Raw genomic sequence first — 15,467 nt, 5'->3', positions numbered from 1 at the left:
ATTCAACACTCGTTAGAAACGAGCGTTAGCGGAAACCTGCGGCTCGGAAAATATTTCCTAAATAATCCTGCTGTTAACCGCATAAGAAAGTGCTTCTACCATATTACTCACCCCTAAACGTTCAAAAATTCGTCGCCTGTAATACTTCACCGTATCAGGAACCACAAATATTTTCTCAGCAATTTGGTTAATAGTTAGTCCCTGTGCATGTAGCCGCAATATTTCTATTTCCCTTGCATTGAGTTTTGCCTTTTCCGATTTCCGCCAGGTATTACCTGTAATATCAAGCTCCCATACGTCGTTGGTACCTTGTTTATAAATACAGATATTACCCGCCTGCTGGTGGTTCGAAATGGAAACAATACACATCGCTTTCCACATTTTACCCTCCCTGGAGAGAAATAAAGGCGTTAGCCGGTGGTTAATCAGCATGGGCTTACCTTCTTGGTTGATCAGGTGGAAATCATACGAAATACTATATAGCTTTTTCTCGTCTGCAGGTAATTTGGCAAAGAAATCAAAACCTGCTTCATTAATCTGGTTTAATAAGGCCAGATCTTTTTCAGGTACATTTTTGAAATAAAACTCATAACCCCAATTAAGCACCTCGGTTGGCGAATATCCGCATAAAAATAAGGGATTTTCGGAAACGTATTCGAAAACCATCTTTTCATAGTTAATCACATACACGCTTTCGTAGGTCAATCTTGCAAAAGCATTTATAGCTTCCAGGTAATCTTGCCGTTGAAGGTATTCTTCATCAGAGATTTTCCCGACTTTGTTTTTGGTAAGCAAGCTGGAGTTGATATAATCTTTCATTTACAGGATGGCCTAATCACAAATTTACACTAAAGTGTAGCCTTTGAAAATATTTTTGTACTCACTTTTACGGAAAATATTTTTTACATAATGGAAAAACGGCCTGAATTAGAATTAAATGAGCTAAATGAACGTAAAATAACCTTCAAAGATGCCTTAATTGTAATTTTTATAGTGGGTTTATTTATTGTTTTCTCCTTATTTTTTCTTCACACAAAACTTATTTATTCATTCCTGTAGCGGTTAAAAAAATCGAATTATATGATGTATCCTGATATCGCAAATTGCAGAAACTGCAGTCACACCGTAAACGGCAATTTTTGTGGCCATTGCGGTCAGCCCGTAAATATTAAAAGGGTCGATTCGCACTATATCCTACACGAAATACAACATGTTTTACATTTCGAAAAAGGTATATTATATACCATCAAGGAGCTATTAATCAGGCCCGGACAAAACATTAAAGAGTTTATCGGCGATAACCGCAGCAGATTGGTAAAGCCAATATTGTTTATCATCATTACTTCTTTAATTTATACCATAATCAATCATTTCTTTCATATCGAACAAGGATATATAGTGTATACCGGCACCAAAAAATCTGCAGTAGGATCAATTGTTGATTGGGTGCAAAACCATTATGGTTATGGCAATATCATGATGGGCATATTCATTTCTTTTTGGCTGAAACTCTTTTTTAAAAAGTATAACTATAACTTTTTTGAGATACTGATCCTCTTATGTTTTGTAATGGGCGTGGGCATGTTGATTTTTTCTTTCTTTGCCTTTATAGAAGGATTAACCAAATACAGCCTTATGAAAGTTTCGGGACCAATGGGGGTAGCCTATTGTACCTGGGCCATTGCCCAGTTCTTTAACAAAAAGAAAGTATCAAGTTATTTAAAAGCATTTATTGCCTATAGTTTGGGCATGCTCACATTTTCCATTTCTATAGGGGGTTTAGGCATTTTAATTGATATTTTAATGAAGTAACAAATACAACCAAATTGGTAACGGATAGATTAAAAACACAACTATGCCGTTATTACGGCCGCCATATCATCCCTGCCCCATTGCTCTATTGTTTTGATCAGCGGAAGGAGCGAAAGTCCGTATGGAGTAACCTTATATTCAACGCGTGGCGGTACTTCAGGGAACACAATGCGTTCGATAATGTGGTCTTCTTCCAGTTCTTTCAACAAGTTTACCAGCGTTTGTTTACTGATGGTTGGTATGCCTTTTTTTAACAGACTAAAACGGTTACAGTTTAAGCTAATGGCGTAAATAACCAACACTTTCCATTTTCCGCCAACTTTATTCAAAAAATGTGTTACCCCACAATTATTTGGGTTAAAATCTTTGTTCTTTCTTTTATTTGCCATTGGTCTAAAATGATGTACTAAGCACAATACTCACGACTATTTCAGATAGAAACCGAAGGTAGTAAATTTGTTCAGACTTAATATCCAACGGTTTAAAATCGAATTAATAAAAAAATCATGGTACTAGCAGAAATTAAACAACATATTTTAGGAGAATGGGCAAGTATTGCACCTGAAATCCGTCCAAGCAGCCTTAAAAATGAAGATGGCACCATCAAGCCTTTTTACCTGAAAAGAAACTTTAAGTACCTGCCCAACGACAAGTTTGAACTCGAAATCATTAATTCAGCGGATTCTTATGGGAAAACACCCTTATCTAAAATATGGTTAAAAGGCAATATTGTATGGCAGGGAGAACATCCTATTGCTGTAAATGCCCAAAAAGTAAAGTTTATCGCTGATGAAGGGTATGAGGTTACCCCACTGATCCAACCGTTTGCCGATTTACTTAATAAAATTGCGGTTAACGGTTATAATACCTGGGAAGTGGGCAAAACCCAGAATATCCTTAAAAAAGCATTTGTTCCTTTTGGCCTGGCAGAAGGTCAAATATTTGCAGAATATGATCTGATATATCCGCTCGAGAATCTTTTATTCTGGGGAGCAAGAAACGTTGACGGAAGAGGTTTTGATACCGAAGAAAACCGACCAGGCAATCTTCAGATACCTTTGATTAGAAAGTAAAATTCCATTATGGTTAAAGCATACCACATGCTGTTCTCCGCTTTAATTGCTTTTGCAGTATTTTTTTAAGCATACTCCAAGGGTTGAAGCTGCATTTGAGGCCGGTTTAGCCGTTTACAATTAAATTATCTCTATCCCTACCTCATCCATACCCAATTGCATTTCAGCAAATAAAATACGATCTGCAGAAAATATATTTTCAGTTTCAGGCTTCATTATACTTTATGGAGATATTACAGATTTCAACCTAACTAAAACGATTTAAATAATTAAAAAACGCAGATTTTTTCTATTTTTGATATCAACCATAAAATTAACGCTTTCATCCATGATTAAAAATTTCACTGTAATTCTATCCTTACTTCTCGTAGCCATAATCACATTGCCCGCTTGTTCTCAACACAAACCATCGGCCGCAGAAAACATCAATTTTTTGACAGTTGTTGTAAAAACCAATCTTAAAAATTACTTCGATCAGAATAAAGCCGATGAACTGATAGAAAAGGTAACGGAGATGGAGCGCAAAAAATTATTTGAAGGCGTTTCTGAAGAGGTGGCGGCGAAAATGATAACCGACATGCTCCGTAAAGAAACACACGATAAACACTTTAATATAATTGCCTACACCATCAAACCCCAGGCAGAAGCTAAACAGACCCAACCACAAAATCAACAGCCTTTTACAGCAGGTATTACGAGCATCAAAATACTCAAAAACAACATTGGCTATATCAAATGGGACGCCTGTATTGCGGGCGAAGCGGCATTTAAAAAAATACGGAGCGCACTGGATTCTGTAGCAGGCTGTAAGCAGATTATCTTCGATATCACTGAAAACCCAGGGGGAGATGGAGCCAGTAGTGCCTTTATTAACCAGTTTTTTTATGAATCGAAAGATTACCAAACCCTGCTGGTAAAAAAATGTACCGGCGAAGCCAATTGGCACCAGAGCGAAGTGATTTTCAACTATTCGCAGGGACCTAAACTCTTCAATACACCTTTATATATCATTACCTCTGATAAAACCTTTTCGGCAGCCGAATATTTTGCTTTTACTGCCAAGGAAATGAAAAGGGCAACCATTTTAGGAAAAACCACAGCAGGAGCAGGAAATCCGGGCAATGCGATGAGCACTTATCTGCAAAATTCTGATACCGTTTTTTGGATGTTTACACCTAACTGCCAAATTACAACCCGTGCCGGACATTCGCTAGAAGGTGTTGGCGTAAAACCAGATGTAGAACTTACCAGTAATAACTGGGTTAATGAAACTGTTGATTATATATTAAAACAAAACTGAGGAAATTAAAAAAAGAGACTGCATCCTATAGCTTTTTTATCACAATATACAAAAAAAGCCCACAACTTTCGCTGCGGGCTTTGCTCCCTCTGCTGGGCTCGAACCAGCGACCCTCTGATTAACAGTCAGATGCTCTAACCAGCTGAGCTAAGAAGGAATATTTATTTATTCTGGTTGTGTTTTCATTAATACTGATCAAAATCCTTTGATCATTTCTTAAAACGGGGGCTTACGATACTTAAAGCAGCCTTACCCTTGTTCGTTTTGGGAATGCAATATTAGGGCTTTTAAATTATTTATGCAATATTTGCAGTGAAAAAATTTAGAAAAAAAATTAATACAAAGATATGAGCCTGATAATCATAGGTACTGTAGCTTTTGATGCTATTGAAACTCCTTTCGGAAAAACGGATAAAATTGTTGGTGGGGCAGCAACATATGCAAGTTTAGCTGCTTCTTACTTTTATAATAAAGCAAAAATTGTAGCCGTTGTTGGTGATGACTTTCATCAATCAGACATCGATACCTTCACCAACCATGGTATTGATACCGAAGGATTACAGATTAAAGCAGGTGAAAAATCCTTTTTCTGGTCGGGAAAATACCATAACGATATGAATAGCCGTGATACTTTGATCACAGAATTAAACGTATTGGAAAACTTCGACCCGGTTATCCCTGAAAGCTATCAGGACTGCGAATACCTGATGTTAGGCAACCTAACCCCACAGGTACAGCAAACCGTAATTAAACGCCTTAAAAACCGCCCGAAATTAATTGTAATGGACACCATGAACTTCTGGATGGACATTATGATGGATGATCTGTTAGAAACCATTAAAATGGTTGATGTATTAACCATTAACGATGCAGAAGCTCGTCAGTTATCAGGCGAATACTCATTGGTTAAAGCGGCTAAAAAAATCCTTGCCATGGGCCCTAAATACCTGATTATTAAAAAAGGTGAGCATGGTGCATTATTGTTTAGTGGAGATGAAATTTTCTCTGCCCCTGCTTTGCCTTTAGCAGAAGTATTCGATCCAACCGGTGCAGGCGATACCTTTGCAGGTGGTTTTATCGGTTATATGGCTAAGGTTGGTACGATCAACTTCAATAACATGAAAAATGCCATTATTTATGGTTCAGCCCTGGCTTCTTTCTGTGTAGAAAAATTTGGAACAGAAAAGTTGTTAAACTTAACCGATGAAGAAGTTGCTGCAAGGATTCAACAATTTGTAAGTTTAAGTGCATTTACAATAGAAGCTTAATTAGTGCTCAAGTCCGTCATTTCGAGCGTAGTGCAGCGAAGTCGAGAAATCTATCATAAACCTCTCCATTCCGCTAAGGCTCCACTCGAGATGACGACCTTTTATTTAAGTCTTGTCAATGATAGCCCAGCGAAGTACTTAACCTAATTGGCAGTTTTCAGTTGACGGATTGCAGTTTTAGATCCAGATAAATGAACCGCAGATTTAGAGATGAATTTCTTATAAATCTGCGGTTTTTTGTTTTCTAGGCCCGTCATTGCGAGGAGGCTTTTTCAGCCGGGGAAGCAATCTTACAACGATCGCTACCGGCATGCGCATTAAGATCGCTTTGTGCCTCGCAATGATGACCTTTTCATAACGACTTATCTTTTAAAACCCAACCGCAGCAGGCTGCCTATTCCTTAAATTAATTACCGTTCTGCTGATTACGGGTTGCAACGCAATCAAAATAATCGATAACAGGCAAAGTGCCGCAATCCATTCGTAATAGCTTACACAAAACTGTAGGAACGTCTGTTTTTGCACGGCTTTATTAAGCAAGCCAATTGCTGCTTTACCAGCTTCATCTTTAGGCATTCCCTTACTGCTTAATGCTGATTGATACATTTTCAACCTATCCGGCAGGTTAAAATCGAGTAAAGTAAGGCTGCTCCGCAAATCATCATTGTGTTTTCCTTTAAAATATAACTGGTAGAAATTAATAAAGGCCAAACTCAGACTAAAGGTTGAAAAACGCACAAAAATACCAACCGAAGATGCCGACTGACTCATATTTTCAGGCACGGATGACATGATAAACATCACAATCGGCGACATTACCATACCCGCACCTACCCCTTGCATAAACAAAGGCAGATAAAAATTATCTGTACCGGCTTCAGTAGCGAACAACTGGCACATCCACAAAAAAAACACAAAAAGGAGCGCAAAACCCGTTACCCACAATATCCTTAAATGTTTTTGACGGATAAGAAAACGAATCGCGATTATAGAACCGGCTATTACCCCAGCAATATTAAATATCATGATTTCGTTGGCATGTAGCGAATCCATTCCCAAAACCATGATAAAATAAGAAGAAGTTAAACTGAAAGCACCGCGGATAACATACAGGATCACTAAAAAAACAATCCCGATGGCGAAATTTCTCGATTTAAATACGCTCAGATCAACTGCCGGCCTTTTCAAGGTACGCTGCCTGGCGATTGAAACCACAAACAGAAACAGGATCGTGAATATGGAATACACAATACTTTCATCATCCAACCAATCGTATTCCTGTCCGTAAACCAATACATAGGCAATCAGCACCAACATGGTTGAGAAAAGTACAAAACTCATCCAGTCTATTTTATACAAAGGGGTTTTGCGTAAAATAAGTACCCGGTTCATCACGCTGAAAAGCATGATGGCACTTGGCAAAAAACAGAATATAATGGCTTTATAAACCACATTGTATTCATAATTTTCTACAATAGGTACCGAAAACAAGGCCGTAAGGGGCGATACACAAAGAATCATGCCGTAAAAAATGGTATAACCGGTTTCTTTGGCATGTTCTGATTTTAATCGGCTAAAAAGCAGGTTCAACGAAATGCTCGTTAAACCACAGTTTACAATGCCCTGCAAAAAACGAAGGGTAAATATTAACCACATTTCACGGGTATGGTAACACCAGTAGGCAATCAGGATTTCTAGAATAATACAGATCAAGAGGTAATCTTTGGTTACAACCCTGGCAAAAAACCTTCTTTCTACCACTGCAAAACTGGCCACGGCGGCATAAAACATCAGCAACGAAAATTGAACATCAGAAGCATTTGTTCCATAATACCCTGCCGCAGCGGTTCCATCAGCTGTTGATAACGCAAAAAGTAATACCGATGATAAAAGCACCGCAAAAACACTTAATATCACGAACCACTCGGGCACCCTTGCTTTAAATATGGGCAATTGATCAGTCATTTTTTTTCACTTTAACACTTGCACTCATGCCGGCACTTAAAGCATCAATGCCTTTATCCTGTTTATCCAAACGGATACGTACAGGAATCCGTTGCGCAATTTTCACAAAGTTTCCGGTCGAATTATCAGGTGGCAATAACGAAAACCGTGAACCTGTTGCACCAGAAAGCGATTCGATTTCACCCTGAAACGATTGTCCGGGGAAAGCATCTACTTCCACATTCACCTTTTCGCCCACATGCATTTTAGCAATCTGGGTTTCCTTAAAATTGGCCACTACCCATTTCCCCGCACTACGATCAACTAAATAAGCAATGGTTTGGCCGGTTTGAACCAATTGCCCTGCCTGTATCGTTCTTCTACCCATTTTACCATCATAAGGCGCAACAATAACCGTGTAAGATGTATTCAGGTTGTTTCTTTTCACTACCGCTGCTCTCCTTTTTATTTCAGATTCCAGCACGCTACTTTGCGCCTTAATATCGTTCGTTCTCGAAATGGCTGTTGCATAATCTTCTTTAGCGGCCTCATATTCTGCCTGTGCCACCTGCAATAAACTTTCTATCGTTTCCAATTGCTGGCGTGTGGCCGATTCTGCATCGAACAATTTTTTATAACGGTTATATTCCGTTTGCTGTTTCCAGAGTTTTGCTTTTGCAGCGGCAATTTTTGCCCCGGCAACCAGGGCTGTGCTTTGCGCGGTTTTAATATTACTCTGCTGCACCGAAACCTGTGCTTCGGCATTTAACAACGATGCCGAAGCCTCATCCTGTTGTACGGTATAATCGTCATCGTCAATCAGCACCAGCGTATCACCTTTTTTCACTTCCTGGTTTTCTTCAAACTTTACGGCTTTAATATAACCGCTCACCCTTGCCGTTACCGGATTAATATATTCATCCACCTGCGCATCGTTGGTTTCTTCATATTTCATATAGCCGAAAAGGGTTTTCCCTCCCCATGCCATCAGCACCACTAAAACAATGAGTGCAATGATGGTTGTAATCCTGCTAATGATTTTATCGGCCTTGCTTTGTTTCTGTGTGTTCATTTTTATAAGTTTCCTATGGCTTTTTGTAATTGATAGTATTGTATTTTGGCATTCACTTTTGCAGTCGTCAATTCGAATTTCGATTGCAATAATTGTGTTTCGGCATCAAGCAGATCGGTTAAAAGCGACAACTGGTTGAAATAGGTATTTTGTACAATGCGGTAACTTTCGGTTGCCTGCTTAATGTTTTCTTCGGCCAGTGTAATGCGCTGTACCGATTCTTTGTAACGGATATAATTTTCCTGCACTTCCTGGCGGATATGGTCCTTCACATCCTCATCTTCTACCTCCTGCTGGTGCACCCTGATCTCTGCTTCTTTTACCTTATGCTGATTGGTGTACCAGGAAGAAATTGGAATTTTAAGCTTTAATCCCATCATGCCATTGCTATAAAGTGAAAGCGCATAAGGGTAAAACTGGATTTGCGGATAGGCAAAAGCATACTCGCCGAAGAAGCCCAGAGAGGGCATAATATTCGATTTTACATTTTTAAGTTTCAGTTTGGCCAGTGCCTGTTCTTTTTCTGAAATCTGGATTTTATAGGATGATGTTTTTGCATCGTTAAAATATTCGTCAACCCGCTTTAATGCGATGGCATCCGTCTCCTGATCCGGAATCTGTGGATTTAAAGGTGCATCATCTGCCCTGCCGATTAAAATATTGAGTTTCTGTTTAGCAATGTTAATCGAATTTTCAATTTCTGTAAGCAACATCTTTTGTTTCGAAAGACGTAATTCAGCCCTTAACACATCACTTTTTAATACCGTACCGTTTTTATAAAGCTGGTTAATTTCAGCAAGCTGCTTTTCGCGGTCGCGGATATCCTGCTCCAGCAAAGCTTTGTAAGAAACATTACGGAATACGTCGTAAAAGTAAACCGCCGCCATATAATGGATTTCCTGTTTGCTTTGCCCCTTTTGTATCCGGCTCAATTCGTCTTCTACTTTCGAAACATTAATTTCCGTAGTCGTTTTTCCACCGTTATAAATATTGAAGTACGCATCAGCACCAACTTTATAATAAGTTGGCGCAACCGGAAACTGGCTTGGGGTATTAAACAATCCGTTTTCATAAATCGGCAGGGGTAAAACATGTGCGTAAGTCCCTTCTGCAGCTATTTCAGGCAACCTTTCGGCCTTGCTCACTTTTATATGGGCATCGGCGGCCAGTACGTTAAGTCCCTGCACCTGTATTTTTTTATTATTGCTATCGGCCAGTGCCCAAACCTGGCTGATGGTGAAATTACTTTGATCGGAGACCGCTTGTGCATGTGCAAAAACTGATGATAAAAGAAAGGCCATATATAGCCAAAACATTCTTTTACGCTTTAAAAAAATCATATCTGTTAATTAATGATGCAAATTTCGCTACAGATTTGTTACTTTGTTTTATCTAAACTGACAGATATTTATTCAAACCAGCCAAATGATAAAAGTAAACAACGAAGACCTTTTATTTGCAATCGACGAAAAACCAGAAACCATGTATGTTTGGCATAGCAGGTTCGAAGACCGATTTCAAGACCATACGCATTTAAAGGGGCAACTTACTTATGTAGAGGGTGGCATTATTTTTCTGTACACCAAAGAAAAATCTTACTTTCTACCTGCCCGGCATTACGTTTGGATTCCTGCCGGGGTAGAGCACCATTTGCAGCACCGTTACCATGCCGCCATTGTACGGAATATTTATTTCGATACCACTACCGATGACGAAAATCCATTTTATAAACAAATTGGCATTTACCCGGTAAATAACCTGCTGCTCGAAATGTTCCTCTTTTCGGAGCGCTGGAACGGGAATATTACACCCAAAACGCATGAATATGATTTTTTAAATACACTTAAAAATATTTTACCTGTGGTGAGCGAACATCCGCTGCCGATAGCACTCCCCACCACAGAAAACATGCGGTTACGGCCTGTATTAAGGCATATTGTAGATGGATTGGCCGATGATGGCATGAGTTTAGAAAGCGTGGGTAAGGCCATGGGCTTTAGCGAACGTACGCTTTCAAGATTGTTTCAATCGGCTTTGGATACTTCCTTTTTTCAGTACCTGAAACTGGCCCGAATGATTAAGGCAATGGAAAAACTATTGGAAAGCGATGCTACCATCAGCGAGGTAGCTTACCAGGTGGGCTACAACAGCATTTCTTCTTTCAGTAATACTTTTTACAAAATGGTAGGCAAAAGACCGTCAGAGTTTAAGGAGTTAAAACAAGCTACCCTTACTAAAATGAATCTGGTTTAACCAGCACTGCAATAGCCGTAAATTTCTCAAAAACGGCTTCAGTATGCGGTGCATCGGGCAGTTCGTCGGTTAAATCCTGTCCGGCCCAATGTTCGTAATGCTTGCCGTTACGCCATAACCTGCTATCCGTCATATCGTAAATCAGCCCTTTGTAAGCCACCCAAATTTGGGGTTTATCCTGTCCGTTGCGTAAGGCGAGCTGCCCTTTAGTATAAGCTGGTAAATCCATCAAAATTAATTTCGCGTTGAAGATAAAGAAAAAGGTTTTTAACCAGGTAAGAAATATAAGGGGGCATAAGCCTCTGTTTTATTACGAATTATAGTTGAGATAGGCAGTAAGCCTTTTTTGAAGCGCAAACCTGTACAAAACACTCCGTTTCATCCCGTTTTACGCTTATACGCTTCGCTGCCTCGTGCCTCGTTGCTGCAGGGTACCGCTCCAACCGGGGCTAGGTAGCCAGGACTGTATTTCATATTGAGGATTTGCAGGGTGTAGAAACCCCTGTTTCTAAACCCGATTGCAATGATTCCGATTTTTCATCGGATTAATGGAAAGCGGGACCGCAGTTGCAAAGAACCACTGCACACTCATTTTCAAAAAAAACAACAATGCAAATTAAGCTACGCTCTTACTTCCTTTAGCTTTAAAAACCTCGTAAAGGTAAACATTCATCAATAATAGGCTCATTAGATAAAAATGATCTTCGAAAGGAATGCTACCTACATTAAAACCAACATTTTCGCGGCTATTATAGATTACGACCGGAATAGCGGTTAAAAATCCGTTTACGATATAAAAAGGAAGGAGTGAAACCAGATAAGCCCTGTAAAACCTGTACATAAACCGATGTTTCGAATTAACATACTCTACATAACCCAATACCAATAGCAAAAAGCCAAAATTAATGAAAGTGTACCACCTGCTATGGCCAAAAAACAACATGGCCACGCATACACCCAGCAATAAATTACTTATAGCCAAACTGTATTTTTGAAGGTTATTTTTAGGAAAATAAACATTTAAGCACTCGTAAATAAATACACAGGCATAAGGAACGGTTAAAAAGAACAGCATTTCTTCCAGCGGCAATCCCATTAAGTTTACGCCAATCAAGTAATCGGTGTTAAACGACCATACGTTAAGCCTGGTAAACAGAATATCCCAGATTAAAAACACCACACCGGTAATCAGAATCGCAGGAAATATAAATTTCCATTTGCTAAAGAAATGCACTTTTTTATCGAACGATAAAACAAGGGGAAAAAGAATTACGGCAAGGTTGATCAGTAAATAGGTATAGTGCATTTTAGAGGTGTTTATTTAAAATTTTAATTTCTGCCGGGGTACATTTCTTACTGTCGATCATAAATTTGGCCACATTTTTAACCAGCTCATTATCTGCCAAGCCAAAATTTTCATTTTGATAATGTTTAATAATCTCCTTTTTATCTGTGGCCAGATCTGTACTAAAACCCAAAAATGATGGTGTGTAAAACTCGATCGAGAAACGCATAAAACGGATTTCCATATTCTCTCTATCCATATCAATGGCTTTTTGCATCGTTCTAAGCGACCGGCTTACGTATTTAATCTTATTATATGGATTCCACGAGTGTTTTGCCTTTAATGCCTCCAAAGTGCCTGTGTAAGCTGTAATTAGTGCTGTTTTATTGGGCAGTTTATTTAGCTTGGCAAATAAAGAATCGGTGAGTTTGGAGTTTTCTACCGCTTTAACCATGTTGGTTTTGAGCACCGAAATTTCGGATGTAGAAAGCTGGGCGTAAGTAATATTGCTTGCTGCAAACAGCAGAAAAAATATAATGCGTAGTTTAATCATGTTTAGGTACAAAGGTAGGAAAAGCTAATTGCATTTATTGCAGCTGTCAATCCTGAGTGCAACGAAGGATCTCTAACCGATGAAACACAGAACCTCCAAACTCTACCTCAGGATCAAAGCCATTGCCCCATTTAAGCAAGTGTTAAATCAAAACGGATTCTTCACTGCGTTCAGGATGACAACACACGCTCCATCGCTGTCATCCTGAGTGCAACGAAGGATCTCTAACCGATAGGAACACAGAACCTCCAAACTCTACCTCAGGATCAAAGCCATTGCCCCATTTAAGCAAGCGCCATTACAAAGCAGATTCTTCACTGCGTTCAGAATGACAAAATATATCACACAGCTGTCATCCTGAGTGCAACGAAGGATCTCTAACCGATTGGAACACAGAACCTCCAAACTCTACCTCAGGATCAAAGCCATTGCCCCATTTAAGCAAGTGCCATTACAAAGCAGATTCTTCACTGCGTTCAGAATGACAAGTACTTTTATTAAAAAAATATTTATTTTTAATAATGGATCATAATTATTTCGTTTACATTTTAACTAATAAGAATAAAACCGTGGTTTATATTGGAGTTACGAATGATTTAGAAGTAAGACTAAGACAACACATCGAAAATAAAGAAAATAAATTTGCTTTCACTTATAAATACAACTGCCACTATCTCGTTTACTACGAACGATTCCAATACATTGAGTATGCTATAGAACGCGAAAAAGAATTAAAAGGCTGGACAAGAGCAAAAAAGAATTCTTTGATAGAATTGGAGAATAAAAACTGGGATTTTCTTAATGCTATCATTGCTGAAGAATAAATCAATTCTTTTACGCTACTGTCATCCTGAGTGCAACGAAGGATCTCTAACCGATGGAACACAGAGCCTCCAAACTCTACCTCAGGGTCAAAGCCATTGCCCCATTTAAGCAAGCGCCATTACAAAGCAGATTCTTCACTGCGTTCAGAATGACAAAATATATCACACAGCTGTCATCCTGAGTGCAACGAAGGATCTCTAACCGATTGGAACACAGAACCTCCAAACTCTACCTCAGGATCAAAGCCATTGCCCCATTTAAGCAAGTGCCATTACAAAGCAGATTCTTCACTGCGTCCAGAATGACAAAATATATCACACAGCTGTCAATCCTGAGTGCAACGAAGGATCTCTAACCGATGAAACACAGAACCTCCAAACTCCACCTCAAGATCAAAGCTATTGCCCCATTTAGCAAGTGCTATTACAAAGCAGATTCTTCACTGCATTACCAATGACAGCTTCCACCGAATGACAAAAAACAAAAACAAAACCCAATAAATTTCCTTTATTTACACCATGGAGAAAAAACCCAGGATAACCGTTATTGGCGCCGGTTTTGCAGGCTTGGCTGCAGCAGCATTGCTGGCAAAGGATGGCTGTGAGGTTACCGTTATCGAAAAAAACGAAATGGCCGGTGGCCGTGCACGAACCTGGGAAAAAGACGGGTTCCTTTTTGATATGGGTCCAAGCTGGTACTGGATGCCTGATGTTTTCGAAAATTATTACAAACTTTTCAACAAAACAACCTCCGACTTTTACGAACTTAAAAGACTTATTCCCTCTTACCGCATTTATTTCGGCAAAGATGATACAATTGATGTTCCATCAACCATAACAGATTTATATGCCCTATTTGAGCAGTTAGAAACCGGCAGCAGTAAAAACCTGGAATCTTTTCTCGATCAGGCTAAATATAAATATGATGTGGGCATGAACGAGTATGTTTTCAAACCCTCGCACAGCGTAATGGAATATTTCGATCCAAGGTTGGCCATTAGCGGAATAAAACTCCAGCTTCTGGGCAATATGCGGAAACATGTACACAAATTGTTTAAAAATGACCGGTTAAGGAAGTTATTAGAATTTCCGGTTTTATTTTTAGGCGCCACACCACAAAATACTCCAGCCCTGTATAGTTTAATGAACTATGCTGATCTGGTTCTTGGCACGTGGTACCCTATGGGTGGCATGCATAAAATTGTAACTGCCATGCAAAAAATTGCAGAAAGCCAGGGCGTAAAGTTTATTTTCAATACTGAAGTAACCAAAATACAGGTTAAAAATAATATTGCAGAAGAAGTGATTACGGATAAGAGCAGTTTTAAAAGCGATTTTGTAGTGGGTAACGCCGATTATCACCACATCGACCAGCATCTTTTTGATAAACCATACCGAAATTACAATGAAAAATACTGGGATACAAGAACCATGGCTCCCTCTTGCCTGTTGTTTTATATCGGTTTAAATAAAAAACTCAAAAATATATTACACCACAATTTGTTCTTCGATGAGAATTTCGATCAGCATGCCGAAGAAATCTACACCAAACCACAGTGGCCATCTAAACCATTGTTTTACGCCTGTTGCCCTTCGGTTACCGATCCTGGTGTTGCTCCGGCAGGCTGCGAGAATCTTTTCTTTTTAGTTCCGCTTGCACCTGGTTTACCAGATAGTGAAAGCAAAAGGGAAGAATATTTTAATTTATTGGTTAACCGCTTTAAGGATTTAACAGGAAACGACATCAGCGCTAACATTTTATTTAAACGCAGTTATGCCATGAATGATTTTGTTGCAGATTACCATGCCTTTAAAGGAAATGCATATGGATTAGCAAACACTTTGAAACAGACCGCTTTTTTAAAACCGAAGATAAAAAGTAAAGTAACAAATTTTTTATATACCGGTCAATTAACCGTTCCAGGCCCCGGAGTGCCACCTGCAATCATATCTGGACAAGTGGTAGCAAAAGAAATAAAAAAAAAGTTAAAAAAAGCTTGACAAATTTAAAATTTCCCTTATCTTTATAACCACAAAACAAAAACACTGCAATAAAGCTTCAAAACACATAATCGTTCGAGGT

General features: G+C 39.0%; 15 protein-coding genes and 1 tRNA gene. 7 read left to right on the top strand and 9 right to left on the bottom strand.

Going from position 1 to position 15,467, the window contains the following annotated elements:
* Positions 1-57: 57 nt before the first annotated feature.
* Positions 58-819 carry a helix-turn-helix transcriptional regulator gene (locus tag R2R28_RS03990; RefSeq protein WP_316824415.1) on the bottom strand — a complete coding sequence of 254 codons (762 nt, stop codon included), beginning with the start codon at positions 817-819 and terminating at the stop codon, positions 58-60.
* Between the two features lie 261 nt (positions 820-1,080).
* On the opposite strand from R2R28_RS03990, the gene R2R28_RS03985 reads away from it, so the two are divergent.
* Positions 1,081-1,812, top strand: coding sequence for a DUF3667 domain-containing protein (locus R2R28_RS03985; RefSeq protein ID WP_316824414.1), 732 nt, complete (start codon positions 1,081-1,083; stop codon positions 1,810-1,812).
* Positions 1,813-1,853: 41 nt separating this feature from the next.
* Here R2R28_RS03985 and R2R28_RS03980 read toward each other — a convergent pair whose 3' ends face one another.
* Positions 1,854-2,201 carry a helix-turn-helix domain-containing protein gene (locus tag R2R28_RS03980; protein ID WP_316824413.1) on the bottom strand — a complete coding sequence of 116 codons (348 nt, stop codon included), beginning with the start codon at positions 2,199-2,201 and terminating at the stop codon, positions 1,854-1,856.
* Positions 2,202-2,318: 117 nt separating this feature from the next.
* On the opposite strand from R2R28_RS03980, the gene R2R28_RS03975 reads away from it, so the two are divergent.
* Together R2R28_RS03975 and R2R28_RS03970 are read left to right on the top strand one after the other, a co-directional pair.
* The gene (locus R2R28_RS03975) at positions 2,319-2,885 is read left to right on the top strand and encodes a hypothetical protein (RefSeq protein ID WP_316824412.1); all 567 of its coding nucleotides are present in this window, start codon (positions 2,319-2,321) and stop codon (positions 2,883-2,885) included.
* A 328-nt stretch (positions 2,886-3,213) separates the two neighbouring features.
* Positions 3,214-4,185 carry a S41 family peptidase gene (locus R2R28_RS03970; protein WP_316824411.1) on the top strand — a complete coding sequence of 324 codons (972 nt, stop codon included), beginning with the start codon at positions 3,214-3,216 and terminating at the stop codon, positions 4,183-4,185.
* An 83-nt stretch (positions 4,186-4,268) separates the two neighbouring features.
* Here the strand turns inward: R2R28_RS03970 and R2R28_RS03965 are convergent.
* A tRNA-Asn gene (locus tag R2R28_RS03965) sits at positions 4,269-4,342 on the bottom strand.
* 190 nt (positions 4,343-4,532) lie between these two features.
* On the opposite strand from R2R28_RS03965, the gene R2R28_RS03960 reads away from it, so the two are divergent.
* Positions 4,533-5,453: a PfkB family carbohydrate kinase gene (locus tag R2R28_RS03960; protein ID WP_316824410.1), complete on the top strand. Its 921-nt coding sequence runs from the start codon at positions 4,533-4,535 to the stop codon at positions 5,451-5,453.
* 369 nt (positions 5,454-5,822) lie between these two features.
* Here R2R28_RS03960 and R2R28_RS03955 read toward each other — a convergent pair whose 3' ends face one another.
* Genes R2R28_RS03955 through R2R28_RS03945 form a run of 3 tightly spaced genes read right to left on the bottom strand, consistent with a single transcriptional unit; the run spans position 5,823 to position 9,785 of the window.
* Positions 5,823-7,418, bottom strand: a complete 1,596-nt coding sequence (locus R2R28_RS03955) for an MFS transporter (RefSeq protein WP_316824409.1) — start codon at positions 7,416-7,418, stop codon at positions 5,823-5,825.
* The gene (locus tag R2R28_RS03950) at positions 7,411-8,469 is read right to left on the bottom strand and encodes an HlyD family secretion protein (protein WP_316824408.1); all 1,059 of its coding nucleotides are present in this window, start codon (positions 8,467-8,469) and stop codon (positions 7,411-7,413) included. Before R2R28_RS03950 ends, R2R28_RS03955 begins: the two co-directional genes overlap by 8 nt.
* A 2-nt stretch (positions 8,470-8,471) precedes the next feature.
* On the bottom strand, positions 8,472-9,785 hold the full coding sequence (locus R2R28_RS03945) for a TolC family protein (RefSeq protein WP_316824407.1): 1,314 nt from the start codon (positions 9,783-9,785) through the stop codon (positions 8,472-8,474).
* Positions 9,786-9,894: 109 nt separating this feature from the next.
* Between R2R28_RS03945 and R2R28_RS03940 the strand changes: the two genes are divergently transcribed.
* Complete coding sequence (locus R2R28_RS03940) at positions 9,895-10,722, top strand: AraC family transcriptional regulator (RefSeq protein WP_316824406.1); 828 nt, start codon at positions 9,895-9,897, stop codon at positions 10,720-10,722.
* Here R2R28_RS03940 and R2R28_RS03935 read toward each other — a convergent pair.
* The 3 genes from R2R28_RS03935 to R2R28_RS03925 all read right to left on the bottom strand — a co-directional run bounded on the left by R2R28_RS03935 (position 10,703) and on the right by R2R28_RS03925 (position 12,560).
* Entirely contained in the window at positions 10,703-10,951 is a 249-nt protein-coding gene (locus tag R2R28_RS03935) for a cytochrome b5 domain-containing protein (protein ID WP_316824405.1), read from the bottom strand. The two genes, R2R28_RS03940 and R2R28_RS03935, sit on opposite strands and share 20 nt — an antisense overlap.
* Before the next feature lie 387 nt (positions 10,952-11,338).
* A complete protein-coding gene (locus R2R28_RS03930) occupies positions 11,339-12,028 on the bottom strand; it encodes a lycopene cyclase domain-containing protein (RefSeq protein WP_316824404.1) in 690 nt (229 codons plus the stop codon).
* Between the two features lies 1 nt (position 12,029).
* Positions 12,030-12,560: a hypothetical protein gene (locus R2R28_RS03925; protein ID WP_316824403.1), complete on the bottom strand. Its 531-nt coding sequence runs from the start codon at positions 12,558-12,560 to the stop codon at positions 12,030-12,032.
* A gap of 521 nt (positions 12,561-13,081) precedes the next feature.
* On the opposite strand from R2R28_RS03925, the gene R2R28_RS03920 reads away from it, so the two are divergent.
* Together R2R28_RS03920 and R2R28_RS03915 are read left to right on the top strand one after the other, a co-directional pair.
* On the top strand, positions 13,082-13,384 hold the full coding sequence (locus R2R28_RS03920) for a GIY-YIG nuclease family protein (protein WP_316824402.1): 303 nt from the start codon (positions 13,082-13,084) through the stop codon (positions 13,382-13,384).
* A 519-nt stretch (positions 13,385-13,903) separates the two neighbouring features.
* A complete protein-coding gene (locus R2R28_RS03915; RefSeq protein ID WP_316824401.1) occupies positions 13,904-15,385 on the top strand; it encodes a phytoene desaturase family protein in 1,482 nt (493 codons plus the stop codon).
* The last annotated feature ends 82 nt before the right edge of the window (positions 15,386-15,467 follow it).

Source organism: Pedobacter miscanthi, assembly GCF_032678605.1.
Lineage (GTDB): Bacteria > Bacteroidota > Bacteroidia > Sphingobacteriales > Sphingobacteriaceae > Pedobacter > Pedobacter miscanthi_A.
This window is presented reverse-complemented; position numbering and strand designations above follow the sequence as displayed.

What these genes read in the sequence shown, in the direction of transcription:
- R2R28_RS03990 (WP_316824415.1), bottom strand. Translation starts at nt 819, where the DNA reads ATGAAAGATTATATCAACTCCAGCTTGCTTACCAAAAACAAAGTCGGG.
- R2R28_RS03970 (WP_316824411.1), top strand. Translation starts at nt 3,214, where the DNA reads ATGATTAAAAATTTCACTGTAATTCTATCCTTACTTCTCGTAGCCATA.
- R2R28_RS03980 (WP_316824413.1), bottom strand. Translation starts at nt 2,201, where the DNA reads ATGGCAAATAAAAGAAAGAACAAAGATTTTAACCCAAATAATTGTGGG.
- R2R28_RS03935 (WP_316824405.1), bottom strand. Translation starts at nt 10,951, where the DNA reads ATGGATTTACCAGCTTATACTAAAGGGCAGCTCGCCTTACGCAACGGA.
- R2R28_RS03920 (WP_316824402.1), top strand. Translation starts at nt 13,082, where the DNA reads ATGGATCATAATTATTTCGTTTACATTTTAACTAATAAGAATAAAACC.
- R2R28_RS03960 (WP_316824410.1), top strand. Translation starts at nt 4,533, where the DNA reads ATGAGCCTGATAATCATAGGTACTGTAGCTTTTGATGCTATTGAAACT.
- R2R28_RS03940 (WP_316824406.1), top strand. Translation starts at nt 9,895, where the DNA reads ATGATAAAAGTAAACAACGAAGACCTTTTATTTGCAATCGACGAAAAA.
- R2R28_RS03955 (WP_316824409.1), bottom strand. Translation starts at nt 7,418, where the DNA reads ATGACTGATCAATTGCCCATATTTAAAGCAAGGGTGCCCGAGTGGTTC.
- R2R28_RS03915 (WP_316824401.1), top strand. Translation starts at nt 13,904, where the DNA reads ATGGAGAAAAAACCCAGGATAACCGTTATTGGCGCCGGTTTTGCAGGC.
- R2R28_RS03925 (WP_316824403.1), bottom strand. Translation starts at nt 12,560, where the DNA reads ATGATTAAACTACGCATTATATTTTTTCTGCTGTTTGCAGCAAGCAAT.
- R2R28_RS03945 (WP_316824407.1), bottom strand. Translation starts at nt 9,785, where the DNA reads ATGTTTTGGCTATATATGGCCTTTCTTTTATCATCAGTTTTTGCACAT.
- R2R28_RS03950 (WP_316824408.1), bottom strand. Translation starts at nt 8,469, where the DNA reads ATGAACACACAGAAACAAAGCAAGGCCGATAAAATCATTAGCAGGATT.
- R2R28_RS03930 (WP_316824404.1), bottom strand. Translation starts at nt 12,028, where the DNA reads ATGCACTATACCTATTTACTGATCAACCTTGCCGTAATTCTTTTTCCC.
- R2R28_RS03985 (WP_316824414.1), top strand. Translation starts at nt 1,081, where the DNA reads ATGATGTATCCTGATATCGCAAATTGCAGAAACTGCAGTCACACCGTA.
- R2R28_RS03975 (WP_316824412.1), top strand. Translation starts at nt 2,319, where the DNA reads ATGGTACTAGCAGAAATTAAACAACATATTTTAGGAGAATGGGCAAGT.